Source organism: Streptomyces scopuliridis RB72, from assembly GCF_000718095.1.
GTDB lineage: Bacteria > Actinomycetota > Actinomycetes > Streptomycetales > Streptomycetaceae > Streptomyces > Streptomyces scopuliridis.
Genome location: NZ_JOEI01000008.1, coordinates 337,387 through 353,558 on the forward strand (window position 1 = coordinate 337,387; position 16,172 = coordinate 353,558).

The 16,172-nt window shown below is 70.7% G+C and carries 18 protein-coding genes; 5 read left to right on the plus strand and 13 right to left on the minus strand.

Features of this window, described 5'->3' with window-relative positions:
- Positions 1-11: 11 nt before the first annotated feature.
- Together IF11_RS0112575 and IF11_RS0112580 are read right to left on the minus strand one after the other, a co-directional pair.
- Entirely contained in the window at positions 12-716 is a 705-nt protein-coding gene (locus tag IF11_RS0112575) for a L,D-transpeptidase (protein WP_030351622.1), read from the minus strand.
- 113 nt (positions 717-829) lie between these two features.
- Complete coding sequence (locus tag IF11_RS0112580) at positions 830-2,140, minus strand: MFS transporter (protein WP_030351623.1); 1,311 nt, start codon at positions 2,138-2,140, stop codon at positions 830-832.
- Positions 2,141-2,202: 62 nt separating this feature from the next.
- On the opposite strand from IF11_RS0112580, the gene IF11_RS0112585 reads away from it, so the two are divergent.
- Positions 2,203-3,216 carry a LysR family transcriptional regulator gene (locus IF11_RS0112585; protein ID WP_030351624.1) on the plus strand — a complete coding sequence of 338 codons (1,014 nt, stop codon included), beginning with the start codon at positions 2,203-2,205 and terminating at the stop codon, positions 3,214-3,216.
- Positions 3,217-3,234: 18 nt separating this feature from the next.
- Here IF11_RS0112585 and IF11_RS0112590 read toward each other — a convergent pair whose 3' ends face one another.
- Positions 3,235-3,915 carry an alpha/beta hydrolase gene (locus tag IF11_RS0112590; protein WP_030351625.1) on the minus strand — a complete coding sequence of 227 codons (681 nt, stop codon included), beginning with the start codon at positions 3,913-3,915 and terminating at the stop codon, positions 3,235-3,237.
- A gap of 259 nt (positions 3,916-4,174) precedes the next feature.
- Between IF11_RS0112590 and IF11_RS0112595 the strand changes: the two genes are divergently transcribed.
- Positions 4,175-5,308, plus strand: a complete 1,134-nt coding sequence (locus IF11_RS0112595; protein ID WP_030351626.1) for an adenosine deaminase — start codon at positions 4,175-4,177, stop codon at positions 5,306-5,308.
- Positions 5,309-5,494: 186 nt separating this feature from the next.
- A complete protein-coding gene (locus tag IF11_RS0112600; RefSeq protein ID WP_030351627.1) occupies positions 5,495-5,842 on the plus strand; it encodes a hypothetical protein in 348 nt (115 codons plus the stop codon).
- Between the two features lie 93 nt (positions 5,843-5,935).
- Here IF11_RS0112600 and IF11_RS0112605 read toward each other — a convergent pair whose 3' ends face one another.
- The 5 genes from IF11_RS0112605 to afsQ1 form a co-directional block, all read right to left on the minus strand.
- Positions 5,936-6,136: a PspC domain-containing protein gene (locus IF11_RS0112605; protein WP_030351628.1), complete on the minus strand. Its 201-nt coding sequence runs from the start codon at positions 6,134-6,136 to the stop codon at positions 5,936-5,938.
- Positions 6,137-6,230: 94 nt separating this feature from the next.
- Positions 6,231-6,785, minus strand: a complete 555-nt coding sequence (locus tag IF11_RS0112610) for a VanZ family protein (protein WP_030351629.1) — start codon at positions 6,783-6,785, stop codon at positions 6,231-6,233.
- Positions 6,786-6,955: 170 nt separating this feature from the next.
- Positions 6,956-7,591 carry a hypothetical protein gene (locus IF11_RS0112615; RefSeq protein ID WP_051745836.1) on the minus strand — a complete coding sequence of 212 codons (636 nt, stop codon included), beginning with the start codon at positions 7,589-7,591 and terminating at the stop codon, positions 6,956-6,958.
- 71 nt (positions 7,592-7,662) lie between these two features.
- Positions 7,663-9,315, minus strand: a complete 1,653-nt coding sequence (locus IF11_RS0112620; RefSeq protein ID WP_425315190.1) for a sensor histidine kinase — start codon at positions 9,313-9,315, stop codon at positions 7,663-7,665.
- Positions 9,312-9,989, minus strand: a complete 678-nt coding sequence (gene afsQ1, locus IF11_RS0112625) for a response regulator transcription factor (protein ID WP_206300659.1) — start codon at positions 9,987-9,989, stop codon at positions 9,312-9,314. Before afsQ1 ends, IF11_RS0112620 begins: the two co-directional genes overlap by 4 nt.
- A 191-nt stretch (positions 9,990-10,180) precedes the next feature.
- Between afsQ1 and IF11_RS0112630 the strand changes: the two genes are divergently transcribed.
- Positions 10,181-10,912, plus strand: a complete 732-nt coding sequence (locus IF11_RS0112630; RefSeq protein WP_030351633.1) for a SigE family RNA polymerase sigma factor — start codon at positions 10,181-10,183, stop codon at positions 10,910-10,912.
- A 205-nt stretch (positions 10,913-11,117) separates the two neighbouring features.
- Here the strand turns inward: IF11_RS0112630 and IF11_RS0112635 are convergent, their stop codons facing one another.
- Entirely contained in the window at positions 11,118-11,798 is a 681-nt protein-coding gene (locus tag IF11_RS0112635; RefSeq protein WP_051745838.1) for a hypothetical protein, read from the minus strand.
- Between the two features lie 171 nt (positions 11,799-11,969).
- Between IF11_RS0112635 and IF11_RS0112640 the strand changes: the two genes are divergently transcribed.
- Positions 11,970-12,389 (plus strand): hypothetical protein, encoded by a 420-nt coding sequence (locus IF11_RS0112640; RefSeq protein ID WP_030351635.1) that lies wholly within the window; start codon positions 11,970-11,972, stop codon positions 12,387-12,389.
- A 49-nt stretch (positions 12,390-12,438) separates the two neighbouring features.
- Here the strand turns inward: IF11_RS0112640 and IF11_RS0112645 are convergent, their stop codons facing one another.
- The 4 genes from IF11_RS0112645 to deoC all read right to left on the minus strand — a co-directional run bounded on the left by IF11_RS0112645 (position 12,439) and on the right by deoC (position 16,081).
- Positions 12,439-12,690 (minus strand): type II toxin-antitoxin system Phd/YefM family antitoxin, encoded by a 252-nt coding sequence (locus IF11_RS0112645; RefSeq protein WP_030351636.1) that lies wholly within the window; start codon positions 12,688-12,690, stop codon positions 12,439-12,441.
- Positions 12,691-12,781: 91 nt separating this feature from the next.
- On the minus strand, positions 12,782-13,672 hold the full coding sequence (locus IF11_RS0112650; protein ID WP_030351637.1) for an aldehyde dehydrogenase family protein: 891 nt from the start codon (positions 13,670-13,672) through the stop codon (positions 12,782-12,784).
- Positions 13,665-15,128, minus strand: coding sequence for an aldehyde dehydrogenase family protein (locus IF11_RS0112655; protein WP_030351638.1), 1,464 nt, complete (start codon positions 15,126-15,128; stop codon positions 13,665-13,667). Before IF11_RS0112655 ends, IF11_RS0112650 begins: the two co-directional genes overlap by 8 nt.
- A 5-nt stretch (positions 15,129-15,133) precedes the next feature.
- Positions 15,134-16,081: a deoxyribose-phosphate aldolase gene (deoC, locus tag IF11_RS0112660; RefSeq protein ID WP_206300660.1), complete on the minus strand. Its 948-nt coding sequence runs from the start codon at positions 16,079-16,081 to the stop codon at positions 15,134-15,136.
- Between the last annotated feature and the right edge of the window lie 91 nt (positions 16,082-16,172).

Sequence of the window (16,172 nt, forward strand, 5' to 3'; positions counted from 1 at the left end):
TGACAATCCGCTCAGGTTCCGGGCTTACGGCCGTAAACGTAGACATCGTCGCCGTTCTTCAGCAGCGACCAGTACTTCGCGGCGACCGTCTTGGTCATGTTCACGCAGCCGTGCGAGCCGGGCGGGTTCCACATGCTCAGGTTCGCCTGGTGGAAGGCCTGCCCGCCGTCGAAGAACTGGCTGTACGGCATGGGCACGTCGTAGATCGTGGAGACGTGGTTCTTGTTCCGCCAGTAGATCTTCTTGAGCCCGGTCCTGGTCTCGTAGCCGTCACGCCCGGTGCGCACCGGCACCGGCCCGTACACCAGCTTCTTGCCGTCCTGGATCCAGCTCAGCTGGCGGGAGAGGTCGACACAGGCGATACGGCCCTTGTTGGTGGGGCACTTGCCCGCCTTGTTGGGCGTCTTGCCCGCGGCCTTCTGCTTGTTCATCAGATCCATCACGCCCCAGGTGATGGGTCCGGCGTAGCCGATGGTCGGGGTGATGCCGTGCTTCGACTGGAAGGCGCGGGTGGCCTTGCAGTCCGTGGCCGACTGCTTGCCGTCCACCGGCCGGCCGAGGAACTTCTCGACCTGCTTCTGGTACGGCCCTGTGCTGGTGGTGCAGGACGCCGCCTGTGCGGGCGAGGCTCCGCCCAGCACCACGGTCAGCGGGACCACCAGCGCGGCAACTCCCGCCGCCACGGCCCCGTTACGGGTTATGTGTGCGCGTCTCATCCCGTTCCGTTCCCCCCATCTGTCCCTCGGCCGCGCCACTCGGATGGCGCGTTCTGTGGGCTAGACGGGTGAAACGTGGGCTTAGTTGCGCGGAGGGGACAGAATGGCGCGACTCAGTCGGTGACGAGCCCCCGGGCACGCGCCCGCGCCCCGGCGAGCGACCGCCGTCGCTCCGTGCGCGCCGCGTGCGATCCGTACAGCGTGATGGAGACGACACCGAGCACTGCCAGCAGACCCAGCGTCACCGTCGCCGCCCAGCCGCCCGCGTGGAACGCGATCGCGCCCAGCGTGCCGCCCGCGCTGCTGCCGAGGTAGTACGCCGACTGGTAGAGCGCGGAGGCCTGCGCGCGGCCGGTTTTCGCCGTACGGCTCACCGACGACGAGGCGACCGCGTGGCCCGCGAAGAAGCCCGCCGTGATCAGCACCAGTCCGACGAGTATCGCCGCGAGGGAGTCGGCCAGCGACAGCAGCAGACCCGCCGCCGTCGTGCCCACGGCCAGATAGAGCGCGCCGCGCCGGCCCAGCCGTTCGACGAGCCGGCCGGCCGCCGCCGAGGAGACCGTACCGACCAGATAGACCAGGAAGATCGAGCCGATGACGCCCTGCGGGAGGTGGAACGGTGCCTCCACCAGCCGGTAGCCGATCACGGTGTAGACCGCGCCGAACACCGTCATGAACAGCGCGCCTATCGCGTACAGCCGGCGCAGCAGCGGATCGGCCAGATGCCCGCCCACGGTCTTCGCCAGCGCGCGCGGACTCAGCGACCGCGACGTGAAGTTCCGTGCCTTCGGGAGCAAGGCGCGGAAGACCAGCGCGCACACCACCGCGAGCAGCCCGACCGCGCCGAGCGCCGCCCGCCAGCCCCACAGCTGGGCGACCCAGCCGGTGACGATACGGCCGCTCATCCCGCCGACGCTGTTGCCCGCGACGAACAGCCCGATCGCCGCGACCAGCGCCTTCGGCCGTACCTCCTCCGCCAGGAACGCCATCGCCGAGGCGGGCAGACCGGCCAGCGCCGCGCCCTGTACGGCGCGCAGCGCCACCAGCCACTCCACGTTCGGCGCGAACGGCACCAGCAGTCCCACCGCCACCGCGACCGCCAGCGAGACGGTCATCAGCGTGCGCCGGCCGAACCGCTCGGACAGCGCGCTCAGCGGCAGGACGAACAGCGCCAGCGCGCCCGTCGCGGCCGAGACCGTCCAGCTGGCCTGGCTCGCCGTCACACCGAGACCGGCGGAGATGGCGGGCAGCAGGGCCTGCGTGGAGTAGAGGAGGGCGAAGGTCGCGACGCCGGCGGCGAAGAGCGCGAAGCTCATCCGGCGGTAGCCGGGGCGGCCGGGGGAGAGGAGCGAATCGGTGGTGACGGCGGACGGCGCGGCGGAGGCACCCGCGGTGACGGGTGCCTCGGTACTGACAGAAGGCATGCTTCGAAGGTAGGCATCGCGGTTTCATGCGTCCAATGCATGGAATGGCGATAATCGTTCCCATGGTGCATGAACCCAGCTCACGGCAGCGGCTGTCACGGAACAGTGACGAACACGACATGGATCACATCGGTCCCATGGACCGCACGGCACCCGTGGCCGGGCTGGACCCCGACTCCTGGTCCGCGGTCCTCGCGCCCCGGCTCGCCCACTTCGCGGGGGTGGCCCGCCACGAGCATGTGACCCGTGCCGCCCAGGACATGGCCGTCCCGCAGTCCACGCTCTCCCGGGCGATGGTCAGGCTCGAACGGGACCTGGGCGTCGCCCTGTTCGCCCGCAAGGGCCGTACGGTCTCCCTCACCCCGGCGGGCCGTACGTTCCTCACCTCGGTCGAACGGGCCCTCGCGGAGGTCGAGCGGGCCGCCGAGTCCGTACGCGCCGACGCCGACCCGGCGTCCGGCAAGGTCGCCTTCGGCTTTCTGCACACCATGGGCTCCGAGACCGTGCCCGGACTGATCAGGGCCTTCCGCGCCGACCATCCGCGGGTACGGTTCCAGCTCGTCCAGAACTACGGCGAGGCGATGCTGGAGCGGCTGCGCGCGGGCGAGCTGGATCTCTGTCTCACCTCACCCGTGCCGGACGCCCCCGATCTGGTCGCCCGCAGGCTGGACGAACAGCGGCTGCGGCTGGTCGTGCCCGACGACCACCGGCTGGCGGGACGCCGGCGCGTACGCCTCGCCGAGGCCGCGGACGAAACGTTCGTCACCCTCGAACCGGGGTATGGGCTGCGCCGGATCACCGACGACCTGTGCGCCGAGGCGGGCTTCCGGCCGCGCGTCGCGTTCGAGGGCGAGGAGGCCGAGACGCTGCGCGGCCTGGTGGCGGCGGGCCTGGGCGTCGCCCTGCTGCCGCCGCCCGCCGTGGCCCGTCCCGGGGTGGTCGAGCTGACCGTCACGGCGCCCCGCGCGGCCCGCGAGATCGGCGTCGCCTGGCTCGACGGCCACCCGGACACCCCGCCTGTGGCGGCCTTCAAACGCTTCCTGCTCTCCCGTCGCGGCCAACTGCTCCCGGACTGAGACGGCAGGTGACACGCCTCAGCGCCGCAGCGACCGCCCGAACCCGGCCGCCAGCGGCATCCGCAGCCCCAGCGGCGGCGGCGCCGCCAGCGCGTCCGCGACCGGCCGGGAGTAGGTACGCGGCAGCAGCGCGCCCAGTACGAAGTCCGCGGCCAGCGCCAGGACTTCCTGGTGGTGCTGGCGCAGCGCGTGCCCGTCGGAGTGGACCTCGAAGCGGCAGGTGTCCCGGTTGACCTTCTTCACGCGCTCGGCCAGCCGGTAGGAGAGCTCGGGGTCGGTGCGCGCGTCGGTGGTGCCGTGCATGATGAGGACTTGACGGCCCGTCAGTTGCCGCACCGGCTCCGGCTCGGCGGCCCGGTCGTCCTCCGGCAGCCAAGGGGCCATCGCCAGCACCGAGTTGACGGCGCGATGGCCCGCCGCGTGCAGCGCGGCCCGGCCGCCCATCCCGTGTCCCGCCAGGCACACCGGCACATCGCCGTAGCGCTGTACGACCTCGTCCGCCGCCCACCCTGCGTCCGCCGCCAGCCGCGCCTGCGTGCCGTTCCAGCCGCGTTCGCCGTAGTGCACCACATGCGCGACCAGCCCCTCGGCGGCCCCCACCCTGGCGAGGTGGCGGAGGAGCGGCAGCATGCGCGCGTACGCGACGGGGGAAGGGCGCCGGCCGGAGACGGGCTCGCCCTCGGGAAGCACCAGGATCACGCCCCCCACCGCCGCCCCCGCCCCCGCTTCCGCCCCCGCGACAGGTGCGCCGAACGCCCGGCCCAACCGTGCCCGTGGCTCCGCGCGACGCGCGCGTGCCGAACCGTCCCGGCCTGCCGTACGTCCCCCCGGCCCGGGAACCGCTTGCTGTCCCATAGCAGAACAGTCTCAGAAGGAGACGTGTACTCCACCCGTCCGCCCGGTCACTGTTACATATCGACCCCCTACGCTCTACGCGCGTAGGCGTTAGAGTGCGGAGATGACGAGCCAGACCTACCGTCCGCCCAGCGCCGACCAGATCCGCCGCGCCCCCAAGGCCCTTCTCCATGACCACCTGGACGGCGGACTCCGTCCCGGCACGATCATCGATCTCGCCCATGAGATCGGCTACGAGAGCCTGCCCGAGCACGAGTCCGACAAACTCGGCCTCTGGTTCCGCGAGGCCGCCGACTCCGGCTCGCTGGAACGCTATCTGGAGACCTTCGCCCACACCTGCGCCGTCATGCAGACCCGTGACGCGCTCTTCCGGGTCGCCGCGGAGTGTGCGGAGGACCTGGCGCAGGACGGTGTCGTCTACGCCGAGGTGCGGTACGCGCCCGAGCAGCACCTGGAGCGCGGACTCACCCTCGAAGAGGTCGTGGAGGCCGTCAACGACGGCTTCCGGGAAGGCGAGCGGCGCGCGCTGGCCAACGGCTACCGCATCCGCGTCGGCGCCCTGCTCACCGCCATGCGGCACGCGGCCCGCGCCCTGGAGATCGCCGAACTCGCCAACCGCTACCGCGACTCGGGCGTCGTCGGCTTCGACATCGCGGGCGCCGAGGCCGGCTTCCCGCCCACCCGCCACCTCGACGCCTTTGAGTATCTGAAGCGCGAGAACAACCACTTCACCATCCACGCGGGCGAGGCCTTCGGGCTGCCCTCGATCTGGCAGGCGCTCCAGTGGTGCGGCGCCGACCGGCTCGGCCACGGCGTGCGCATCATCGACGACATCGAGGTCGCCGAGGACGGCTCGGTCAAGCTGGGCCGGCTCGCGGCGTACGTACGCGACAAGCGCATCCCGCTGGAGCTGTGCCCCAGCTCCAACCTCCAGACCGGCGCCGCCGCCTCGATCGCCGAGCACCCCATCGGGCTGCTGCGCAAGCTGCACTTCAGGGCCACGGTGAACACCGACAACCGGCTGATGAGCGGCACGAGCATGAGCCGGGAATTCGAGCTGCTGGTCGACGCCTTCGACTACACACTCGACGACATGCAGTGGTTCACGGTCAATGCGATGAAATCAGCATTCATTCCTTTCGATGAACGACTGGCCATGATCAATGACGTGATCAAGCCGGGATATGCCGAGCTCAAGTCCGAATGGCTGTTCAGGCAGACGGCTGTGACCAGCTAGTTCTTGCTGGCGGCGGGGCGATCGCCGGGATGGGGGAGCGGCCGGGAACACGGAATCCCGGCCGCTGTCGGGTGTTTGCGGGCCATGCGCGCGGCTGGCTAGTTTGGAAAAACCGCTCGCGTTTCCCCCGGTTTCACCTTTCTCTGTCTTCCCTTCCCCTCACCTTCCGCAAGGACGAAATCCCAGATGAAGCAGTCCGCCATCAAGACCCTCGGCACTGTCGCCCTCGGTGCCGCCTTCGCCGCCACCGCCGCGGGCAGCGCCAGTGCCGCACCCGCCGCCCCCGAGGCCGGTGCCGCGCTGGACCTCGTCTCCAGGACGCTGCCGGTGCAGGACCTCACAAGCCAGCTCCCCGCGCCCCTCCCCGACGTGCTGACGGCGACCGGCCTGGCGCTCGGCACCGTCCAGCAGACCACGCCGTACGCGGTCGACGCCGTGAAGACGGCCAACCCCGTCCAGCAGCTGGTGGGCGGGCTGCCGGTGAACGGTCTGGGCAAGGGACTGCCGGTCAACGGAATTCCGCTCGGCGGCTGAGCACCAGCGCACACAGCGGTGGGGCGTACACCCGGATCCGGGTGTACGCCCCACTGTCGTCTTTACGGACAGGGCCTAGCCGGCAGGCGGCCGCTACCAGGCGGCCGTGGCCGTCTTCTCGCCCGGCAGCAGCAGCCACAGCGCCAGATAGAGCAGGAACTGCGGGCCCGGCAGCAGACACGAGACGAGGAAGATCACCCGCATCGTGTTCGCGGAGGTACCGAAGCGCTGGGCCAGCGCCGCGCACACTCCACCGAGCATCCGTCCGTGTCGAGGGCGGACCAAACCGGCCATGATGGGCTCCTTCGTGAGACCGTCCCGGGAGCCTCTCTCGTCGTGCTCCCCGATGTCTCCATGGTGCGGCGGGAGCAGGGGGCGAAGCGTCGCTCTACGGAGCGATGCCGACCCTGGGAATCGTCGGGGTCGTTCCCTGAAGCGCCTCATCCCGCGCGACGGTGCCGGACTCGTTCTCAGGGCTGCCCGCCTGCGACCCGCGGGGGACGCGGCGGGGGACCGTACGGATACGACGCGCGCGGCGCAGCCGGGCCCGGCCCGCCGGAACCACCGCCAGATGCGCCAGGGCCACCCCGGCCGTATTGAGCAGCAGCGAGTCCACATCGACCACCCGGCCCGGGACCCCGGTCTGGAGCAGTTCGATGCCGAGCGAGATCATCGCGCCGGCCGTGACCGTACGGGCCATCGAGGCCCACCCGGCGACGAAGAGCCGGCCGTCGACCATCGGGAGCAGCACACCGAGCGGGGCCAGCAGCAGAAGCCCCTCGCCGATGCGCCGGGCGGCCTGGACGGGCCCCAGCGCCAGATCGGCCTTGATACCCGCGAAGGGAGTCAGATTGGCGGCGTTCACCCACATGACGTCCAACGGGCGGAGCGTCAGCCATCCCACCAGCATCAGATGCAGCAGAAGGAGAACGAACCCCGCCATACGGAAGCGGATGACGGCACTGCCGCCCGGACCTTGACGCACGCACCCCAAGACGCGGCGCCCGGCGGGAACGGTTCCGCAGACCGCGGAAGAAGGGGTTCATGAGACGGGCATCACCCGTCCGGCCCGACCCACGGCCCGACCCACGGCGCACCCGGGGCCCCGGGAGGCTACGGACCGGACGGGGAGGCGGACGCCGTCGCGGACGCGGTCGGGGACGCCGTCGAGACCGGGCCGAGTGTCGGCACCGGCGCGTCCGGCTGGGCCTTCGTCGCGCGGGTGCAGCCATAGACGCGCGGCGGATAGTCACCGGGCCCGCCCAGCACGACCTGCCCGTCCGTCGCCTCGCTCTCCGCGAACGTACAGACGATCTGCGCCAGCGCCGTCGCGGGCAGATCCTCCGGCCGGCGGCTGAGCCGCAGCGCCCCGGCGGGGTCGCCGTCGCGCGAGGCCGAGATGACCAGCGGCCCCCGTACGGCCGTGCTGAACCCCGCCTCCCGCTCATCGGCGGACGGCTGGGCCTGCAACTCGTCGAGCAGCCCCTGCGCGATCCGCACCCGGTCGTCGGGGCTCTTGCCCTGCTGGATCCGCGCCGCGCGCTCCACCGACGCGAGCCCGGAGGAGCAGGCCAGATAGATCCGCACGGGAACGCCGGGCCGCGCCTGGGTGATGACGTCCTTGCCGGAGATCTCGCACGGTTTCCGGGACGGCGCGGGTCCGGCGTCGACCGGTACCGAGGTGGTCCTGATGCCGCACCCGGCGGCGAGCGCGGTGAGCACGAGCACACCCGTGAGCCGCGTGAGCATGACGACACCGGCCCGCCGCGTACCGCTCGTGCCCGTACGGCGTCCGGCCGTACGACTCCCGCTCCTGCGCGTCACGGGGCGTCGCCTTCCTCTCCCGGATCCTGGTCGCGGTCACCCTCCGCGGCCTCCGCGCCGTCCCGGGGCAGCCGCAGTACGAACATCGCGCCGCCGTCCGGCACATTGGCCGCGGTGATGTCACCGCCGTGGATATGCGCGTTCTCCCGCGCGATCGACAGCCCGAGCCCGCTGCCCTCGGAGCGCGGCCGGGAGGCGCTCGCCTTGTAGAAGCGGTCGAAGACATGCGGCAGGACGTCCTCGGGGATACCGGGGCCGTGGTCCCGTACCTCGATGACCAGCCAGTCGTCCTCGGTACGCACCGCCACCCGCACCGGCGAGCCACCGTGCTTGAGCGCGTTGCCGATCAGATTCGCCATGATCACATCGAGCCGGCGCGGATCGAGCCGCGCCATGATGCCGCGCTCGGCGTCCAGATCCACCGCGTCCAGCCAGGCCCGCGCGTCGATACAGGCCGTGACCTGGTCGGCGACATCGACATCGTCCAGGACGAGCCGGGCCGTACCCGCGTCGAAGCGGGTGACCTCCATCAGATTCTCCACCAGCACATTGAGCCTGCGGGTCTCGCTCACCACCAGCGTCACGGCGGGCGCGATCATCGGGTCGAGGCTGTCGGCCTCGTCCTCCAGGACCTCCGTCACCGCGGTCAGCGCGGTCAGCGGGGTACGCAGCTCATGGGACATGTCGGCGACGAAGCGGCGGCTGGACTCCTCCCGCGCGCTCATGTCCGCGACCTTCTTCTGGAGCGACTCCGCCGCCTTGTTGAACGTACGGGAGAGATCGGCCAGTTCGTCCCCGCCCGACACCCGCAGCCGGGTGCCGAACCTGCCCTCACCGAGCTGCCGCGCCGCTTCGCCCAGCCGCTGCACGGGCTTGAGTACGGTCGTCGCCGCGGCGTGCGCCAGCAGGGCGGAGCCGACGAGCGCGAGCGCCGTGGCGATCCCCAGCGACCAGGCGAGCGAGTTGAGATCGGTACGTTCCTGGTCGAGCGACTTGAACAGATACCCGGTCGGCCCGCCGCCGATGATCCGCGTACCGCCGACCAGATAGGGCGTGCCGCCGCGCTCCACGCGCTGCCAGAAGACGTGGTACGGGTACTTGTTCCCGGACGTGACCTTCTGCTTGTCGTTCACCGCGTTCTGGAGGGACTTCGGAACGTCGTCCATGGTGAAGGCGTCCGGATCGGAGACCCCCACGATGGGCTTTCCCCCGTCGCGCGTGCCTATCAGCAGCACGCTGTAACCGGGGCTGTCGCCCGCCATCAGCTCGGCCGTGCTCTGCAACTCCGCCTCGCTCGGCCGCAGGGGCAGCTCCGCGGCGCGGTTCTGCATCTCCTGCTGGAAGTCCTCCAGGGCCGAGTCCTGCGTCCGGGTCAGCACGGCCTCGCGGTTGAGCCAGTACGCGATCCCCGAGGCGGAGACGGCGGCGGTCAGCGCGACGGCAGCGAAGACGACCACGAGCCGCAGCCGCAGACTGGTCCAGCGGAGCCCCGCGAGCACCACCCTCTTCGCCGCGCTCGGCCGCGCCCCACCGCCCGCGGTGCGGCGCGGGTTCCGGTACGGGTCGATGCCCTCGGCGAGGTGCGCGCCGTGCGCGTCGGTCTGCGACGGGCCGCCGTCCGGCCGGGCCCCCCTGGGTACGTCCGTCACGAAGGCGCGTCCAGCCGGTATCCCACGCCGCGCACCGTACGGATCAGGGTCGGCGAGGACGGCACGTCCTCCACCTTCGCCCGCAGCCGCTGCACACACGCGTCCACCAGCCGCGAGTCACCGAGGTAGTCGTGCTCCCACACCAGCCGCAGCAGCTGCTGGCGGGACAGTGCCTGGCCGGGCCGGCGGCTCAGTTCGAGCAGCAGCCGCAGCTCGGTCGGCGTGAGCTGGAGGTCCTCCCCGTTCTTGGTGACCGTCATCGCGGAACGGTCGATCACCAGACTGCCGAACGTCGCGGAGTCCGTGGACTCACGCTCACCGCGCCGCAGCACCGCGCGGATCCTGGCGTCGAGTACCCGCCCCTGGACCGGCTTCACCACATAGTCGTCGGCCCCGGACTCCAGACCGACCACCACATCGATGTCATCACTGCGCGCGGTCAGCAGGATGATCGGCAACTGGTCGGTGCGCCTGATGCGCCGGCACACCTCGAAGCCGTCGATCCCGGGCAGCATCACATCCAGCACGACCAGATCCGGCCGCTGCTCCCGCAGCAGTTTCAGGCCGTCCTCGCCCGTCGCCGCGGTGGCCACTCGGTGGCCCTGGCGTGACAGCGAGAGTTCGAGGGCCGTGCGGATGGCGTCGTCGTCCTCGATCAGCAACAGGAAAGGCACGGAGGTCATTCTGTCCCATGGGGGAACGGAGTTCGACCGTTGGAGCGCTCCCACCCATTCCCCACGCGTTTCGCAAGCCCCGAAGTCCCCTGTGACAGGGCTGTGACAGACGGCGGACAGGGCCATGAAACTGCCCCGGCAAGCTCATTGGCACACGGAACGAAGCAGACTCCACCGACGGGGGGCGTGGGATGAACGCACTGCACGGCATGACCTCAAGCGCAGTGGTCACACGTCTTCATGACGTCACGAGGAGCAGCGAGAAGTCCGGCGGCGTGAACGGGCGGGGGTGCGTTCGCGGCGCCGGGCGTCAGCACAAGCCGTCGTATGTGACGGTGGTTGACGCGGCGGCGTACGGGGAGACCCCGGGGGATGGGACGGTCCTGGCGGAGCGGGCGGACGCCGAAGCGGCGTTCACCGCGTACGTCCAGGAGCGCCGCGCCTCCCTGTACGCGACGGCCTACCACCTGACCGGCGACCGGTTCGAGGCCGAGGATCTGCTGCAGAGCGCCCTCTTCTCGACCTACCGCGCGTGGGACAGGATCAGCGACAAGGCCGCGGTCGGCGGCTATCTGCGCCGCACCATGACCAATCTGCACATCAGCGCCTGGCGCAGGCGCAAGCTCAATGAGTACCCGACGGAGGAGCTGCCGGAGACGGCGGGCGACACCGACGCGATGCGCGGTACGGAACTGCGCGCGGTGCTCTGGCAGGCGCTCTCCCGCCTGCCGGAACTCCAGCGCACGATGCTCGTACTGCGCTACTACGAGGGCCGCACCGACCCGGAGATCGCGGAGATCCTCGACATCAGTGTCGGCACGGTGAAGTCGAGCATCTGGCGGTCGCTCCGCCGGCTGCGCGAGGACGAGGTCCTCAGCTTCGGCCGTGACGAGGAGGAGTCCTTCGGCGAACTCGTCGCCTGAAGGCTGTGGGGGGAAACACGGGGGAAGCGGGACCCGTCGTCTCGGGGGAGGCGTCGGGAGCACATGAAAGAGGGGGAACAGGGGGAACCGGGGGCTGGGGGGTCCTCGGGGATCACGGGGGAATACGGGGCAGGAAGCGGGATCGCACGAGCCTGGGGGGCTCGTGCGGTCCCGCTTCCGCGTGTGGCCGCTTGTCTGTGGCTGCTTACGTGTGGCTGGTCGCGGCCGGGGACGATGACGATTCGGTGCGCGCGGCCTTCTCGGTCCGGGGCTTGACGCAGCGCCCGGCCGCCGCCGCGGTGATCCGGCCCAGCGCCTCCGCCTTCGCGCACGGGTACGCGCCCAGCGCCGTCTGCCGCCCCACGATCGCCCGCTCCGCCCGCATCAGCCGCCAGCCGCGCCGCAGCAGGAACGCCACCGACTTCCGCCCCTCGCGCAGATCCCGCAACAGCCGGCGCCGGAACGTCGTCGACGGACGCCCGCGCAGACAGAGCGCGTCCGCCAGCACACCCAGCTCCTGGCAGCGCGCGACGATATCGGCGGCGAAGATGCCCTCCGCGAGGAACAGCGGCGTGCGCTGGATGTCGAGGGCCTCGGTGTCCACGCGTGAGCTGGTCGCGATCGAGTAGACGGGAACGGTCGTACGTCCCGTACGGCACAGCTCCTCGACCGCCGCGACCGCGGCGTCCGCGTCCCAGGACCGCACCGAGTCCCAGTCGACGTCCGAACTCCCCGCGACCAGCGGCAGCGTGGGGTCGTCGCCCTCTTTGTAGAAGTCGTCCAGGCGCAGTACGGGCAGGCCGGTCCGGGCGGCGAGGGACGACTTTCCGGAGCCGGAGGGGCCCGCGAGCAGCACGACTCGGGTCGGAACAGTTGGTGAACTCACGGGACACCAGTGTGAGGCATGTACCTGCCCAGGGAACCCCCGGGGACCGATCGGGCGGGATCGGCCGGCCGGTTCGGCCGGTTTGGCGGGTTTATTGGTATCGGTGACCCCGCCTCAACTACTCTGCGTGTCAGTCCGATTACTCATCAACCCGGCCAGGCAGGAAAATCCATGGCACGTCACGCAGCTTCCCTCTCTCCCCGGCGTACTCTGCTCCGCGCCGGTCTGACCCTCACCGCGGCGGGTGTGGCCCTCGGCCTCGGCGGCACGGCGGCCCAGGCGGCGGACCCGGCGGCCCCCACGCCCGCGACGGGCACCGGTCAGCAGCTCTCCGAGTCCTCCTCGGCGGCGGGCCAGGCGCTGACCGGCTCCGTAGGGTACGTGCTGGGCCCCCTCACGGATCTGAAGCTCTACCCGCTGGCCAAGACGGGCGTCGATCCCCTGGACAACGCGGTGGGTGCGCAGATCGCCGACTTCAAGCCGGTATCCACCGCCCCACTGACCGCCCCGCTCACCGAGGGCGCGGCGCTGAAGGACGTGCCGGTGCTCGGCCCGACGCTGGGCGCGGCGGCGGGCCTGCTGACGGGGTGACCGGCGCCGACGACTTGGCGCGCGGCTCCCAGATGATCTCGTACGACACTTACCGCAGCCCCAGCATTCGGCCGACTTCGGCGTGCGGGATACCCGGCTTCAGGGTTCCGCGCTCCTTCTCCAACTGGTACTCGGCCAGTGCGAGCGCGTCCTCCAGATCCGCCAGATCCTGCGGGTTGATCAGTATGGCCGCCACGTGCCCATGGTCCGTGATGGCGATCCGTTCGCGGGAATGGGCGGTCCGGCGGACAAGTGTGCCGAAGTTGGCTCGGGCCTCAGTCATGGCGTAGGTGTCAGTCATGTACAGAAGCGTACGGTTCTGCTAAGTGCGGTGCACTAAGTAAGCCCCGCTTTCCCCCGAACGAGGGAAAACGGGGCTTCCGTGCGACGGTTCAGTACGCCGAGCCCGACGCGCCCAGGCTGCCCGTCGGGTGCCAGACCGTCTTCGTCTCCAGGAAGGCCGTCAGCCGGCTGGTGCCGGGATCCGCCGACCAGTCCGTACGCTCCGCGCGCAGCACCCGCTTCAGGTTGTCCGCCGCCGCGATCTCCAGCTCCTTGGCGAGAGCCTCGTCCGCACCGGTCAGGTCGATCCCGTTGACGTCCTGGTGCGCCGCGAGCGGGGCCGCGATCTCGGCGGTCCTGCCGGAGAGGACGTTGACCACGCCGCCCGGCAGGTCGGAGGTGGCCAGCACCTCGCCGAGGGAGAGCGCCGGGAGCGGGGACTTCTCGCTCGCGACGACCACCGCGGTGTTGCCCGTGGCGATCACCGGCGCGATGACCGAGACCAGGCCCAGGAACGACGACTCTTGCGGCGCCAGTACGGTCACGACCCCGGCCGGCTCGGGGGTGGAGAGGTTGAAGAACGGCCCGGCGACCGGGTTCGCCCCGCCCACCACCTGGCCGATCTTGTCCGTCCAGCCCGCGTACCAGACCCACCGGTCGATCGCCGCGTCCACGGCCACGGCCGCCTTCGACTTCGACAGGCCCTCGGCGTCCGCGACTTCCCGTACGAACTGGCCCTTGCGGCCCTCCAGCATCTCGGCGACGCGGTAGAGGACCTGGCCCCGGTTGTACGCGGTCGCGCCCGACCAGCCGCCGAACGCCTTGCGCGCCGCGACGACCGCGTCACGGGCGTCCTTGCGGGAGGACAGCGGGGCGTTGGCCAGCCAGCTGCCCTTGGAGTCCGTCACTTCGTACACCCGGCCGCTCTCGCTGCGGGGGAACTTGCCCCCGACGTACAGCTTGTAGGTCTTGAAGACACTCAGTCGCGTCACATCAGACATCGAGATACGCCTCCAGGCCGTGGCGGCCGCCCTCGCGACCGTAGCCCGATTCCTTGTAGCCGCCGAACGGCGAGGTCGGGTCGAACTTGTTGAACGTATTGGCCCAGACGACACCCGCCCGGAGCTTGCCCGCGACCGCGAGGATGCGGGAGCCCTTCTCCGTCCAGATGCCGGCCGACAGCCCGTACTGCGTGTTGTTGGCCTTGGCCACGGCCTCCTCGGGCGTACGGAACGTCAGCACGGACAGCACCGGACCGAAGATCTCGTCGCGGGCGATGGTGTGCGCCTGCGTGACGTTCGTGAAGAGCGTCGGGGCGAACCAGTAGCCGGAGGAGGGCAGTTCGCACGCGGGCGACCAGCGCTCGGCGCCCTCCGCCTCGCCCGCGTCGGCCAGCGCCGTGATACGGGCCAGCTGCTCGGCGGAGTTGATCGCGCCGAGGTCGGTGTTCTTGTCCAGCGGATCGCCGACGCGCAGCGTGGCCAGCCGGAGCTTGAGCGAGTCCAGCAGCTCGTCCTGGACGGACTCCTGTACGAGCAGCCGCGAGCCCGCGCAGCAGACCTGGCCCTGGTTGAAGAAGATGCCGGTGACGATGCCCTCGACGGCCTGGTCGATGGGGGCGTCGTCGAAGACGATGTTGGCGCCCTTGCCGCCGAGTTCGAGGGTGACCTTCTTGTCCGTGCCCGCCACGGAACGGGCGATGGCCTTGCCGACCGCCGTCGAGCCGGTGAAGGCGACCTTGTTGACGTCCGGGTGCTCGACGAGGGCTGCGCCCGCGTCGCCGTACCCGGTGAGGATGTTGACGACGCCCTTGGGCAGGCCCGCCTGGCGGCAGATGTCCGCGAAGAAGAGCGCGGAGAGCGGGGTCGTCTCGGCGGGCTTCAGGACGACCGTATTGCCGGTCGCCAGCGCCGGGGCGATCTTCCACGCGAGCATCAGGAGCGGGAAGTTCCAGGGGATGACCTGGCCCGCGACGCCCAGCGGGCGGGGGCCGGCGCCGCCTCCTCCTTCTGTCGTCCTCCGGCCGAACCCGGCGTGGTCGAGCTTGTCCGCCCAGCCCGCGTAGTAGAAGAAGTGCGCGGCGACCAGCGGGAGGTCCGCGTCGCGGGTCTCCCTGATCGGCTTGCCGTTGTCGAGGGTCTCCAGGACGGCCAGCTCGCGCGAGCGCTCCTGGATGATCCGCGCGATACGGAACAGATACTTGGCGCGCTCGGCGCCGGGCAGCGCGGACCACTTCTCGAACGCCTTGCGGGCCGCCTTTACCGCACGGTCCACGTCGGCGGCGCCCGCCCGGGCGACCTCGGCGAGGACCTCCTCGGTGGACGGCGAGACGGTCTTGAAGACCTTGCCGTCGGCGGCCTCGGTGAACTCGCCGTCGATGAAGAGTCCGTAGGAGGGCGCGATGTCGACGATCGCGCGGGACTCGGGCGCCGGAGCGTACTCGAATACAGAAGCCATGGTGATCAGTCCACCGTCACGTAGTCGGGGCCGGAGTAGCGGCCGGTGCTGAGCTTCTGACGCTGCATCAGCAGATCGTTCAGCAGGCTGGAGGCGCCGAACCGGAACCAGTGGTTGTCCAGCCAGTCCTCGCCCACGGTCTCATTGACCAGCACGAGGAACTTGACCGCGTCCTTGCTGGTACGGATGCCGCCCGCCGGCTTCACACCGATCTGCACCCCGGTCTGCGCGCGGAAGTCGCGTACGGCCTCCAGCATCAGCAGGGTGTTGGCCGGGGTGGCGTTGACCCCGACCTTGCCGGTCGACGTCTTGATGAAGTCCGCGCCCGCGATCATGCCGAGCCAGGAGGCGCGGCGGATGTTGTCGTACGTGGACAGCTCGCCGGTCTCGAAGATCACCTTGAGCCGGGCGGCCCCCGCGGCCTCCTTCACGGCGCGGATCTCCTCGTACACCTTGAGGTAATGACCCGCGAGGAACGCGCCGCGATCGATGACCATGTCGATCTCGTCGGCGCCGGCGGCCACGGCGTCGCGGGTGTCCGCGAGCTTGACGGCCAGGGAGGCGCGGCCGGCCGGGAAGGCGGTGGCGACGGAGGCGACCTTGACGTCCGAGCCGGCCAGCGCGGCGGCCGCCGTCTCCGCCATGTCCGGATAGACGCAGACCGCGGCGGTGGCGGGCGTCGTACGGTCGGTCGGATCGGGCCGGAGGGCCTTGGCGGCGAGCGCCCGGACCTTGCCCGGGGTGTCCGCGCCCTCAAGCGTCGTCAGGTCGATCATGGAGATGGCCAGATCGATGGCGTACGCCTTGGCCGTGGTCTTGATCGAGCGCGTACCGAGCGACGCGGCGCGTGCCTCCAGGCCGACGGCGTCGACGCCGGGGAGCCCGTGGAGGAATCGGCGCAGTGTGCTGTCGGACGCGGTCACGTCAGCGAATGCGGGGGTAATGGTGGGCATGGTCACCAGATGAGCATATCTACGCGCGTAGCAGCCTGTACAGGGGGTGTGGGGGTATGGGAGTGAGCTGTTCCCGAGATGTAACCGGGGG

Excerpts from the sequence above, each read along its gene's own strand:
- deoC (WP_206300660.1), bottom strand. The coding sequence starts at position 16,081 with ATGCCCACCATTACCCCCGCATTCGCTGACGTGACCGCGTCCGACAGC.
- IF11_RS0112605 (WP_030351628.1), bottom strand. The coding sequence starts at position 6,136 with ATGGCCGGTTTGGTCCGCCCTCGACACGGACGGATGCTCGGTGGAGTG.
- IF11_RS0112575 (WP_030351622.1), bottom strand. The coding sequence starts at position 716 with ATGAGACGCGCACACATAACCCGTAACGGGGCCGTGGCGGCGGGAGTT.
- IF11_RS0112580 (WP_030351623.1), bottom strand. The coding sequence starts at position 2,140 with ATGCCTTCTGTCAGTACCGAGGCACCCGTCACCGCGGGTGCCTCCGCC.
- IF11_RS0112630 (WP_030351633.1), top strand. The coding sequence starts at position 10,181 with ATGAACGCACTGCACGGCATGACCTCAAGCGCAGTGGTCACACGTCTT.
- IF11_RS0112645 (WP_030351636.1), bottom strand. The coding sequence starts at position 12,690 with ATGACTGACACCTACGCCATGACTGAGGCCCGAGCCAACTTCGGCACA.
- IF11_RS0112615 (WP_051745836.1), bottom strand. The coding sequence starts at position 7,591 with ATGCTCACGCGGCTCACGGGTGTGCTCGTGCTCACCGCGCTCGCCGCC.
- IF11_RS0112610 (WP_030351629.1), bottom strand. The coding sequence starts at position 6,785 with ATGGCGGGGTTCGTTCTCCTTCTGCTGCATCTGATGCTGGTGGGATGG.
- IF11_RS0112640 (WP_030351635.1), top strand. The coding sequence starts at position 11,970 with ATGGCACGTCACGCAGCTTCCCTCTCTCCCCGGCGTACTCTGCTCCGC.
- IF11_RS0112585 (WP_030351624.1), top strand. The coding sequence starts at position 2,203 with ATGGTGCATGAACCCAGCTCACGGCAGCGGCTGTCACGGAACAGTGAC.
- IF11_RS0112655 (WP_030351638.1), bottom strand. The coding sequence starts at position 15,128 with ATGGCTTCTGTATTCGAGTACGCTCCGGCGCCCGAGTCCCGCGCGATC.
- IF11_RS0112595 (WP_030351626.1), top strand. The coding sequence starts at position 4,175 with ATGACGAGCCAGACCTACCGTCCGCCCAGCGCCGACCAGATCCGCCGC.
- IF11_RS0112650 (WP_030351637.1), bottom strand. The coding sequence starts at position 13,672 with ATGTCTGATGTGACGCGACTGAGTGTCTTCAAGACCTACAAGCTGTAC.
- IF11_RS0112600 (WP_030351627.1), top strand. The coding sequence starts at position 5,495 with ATGAAGCAGTCCGCCATCAAGACCCTCGGCACTGTCGCCCTCGGTGCC.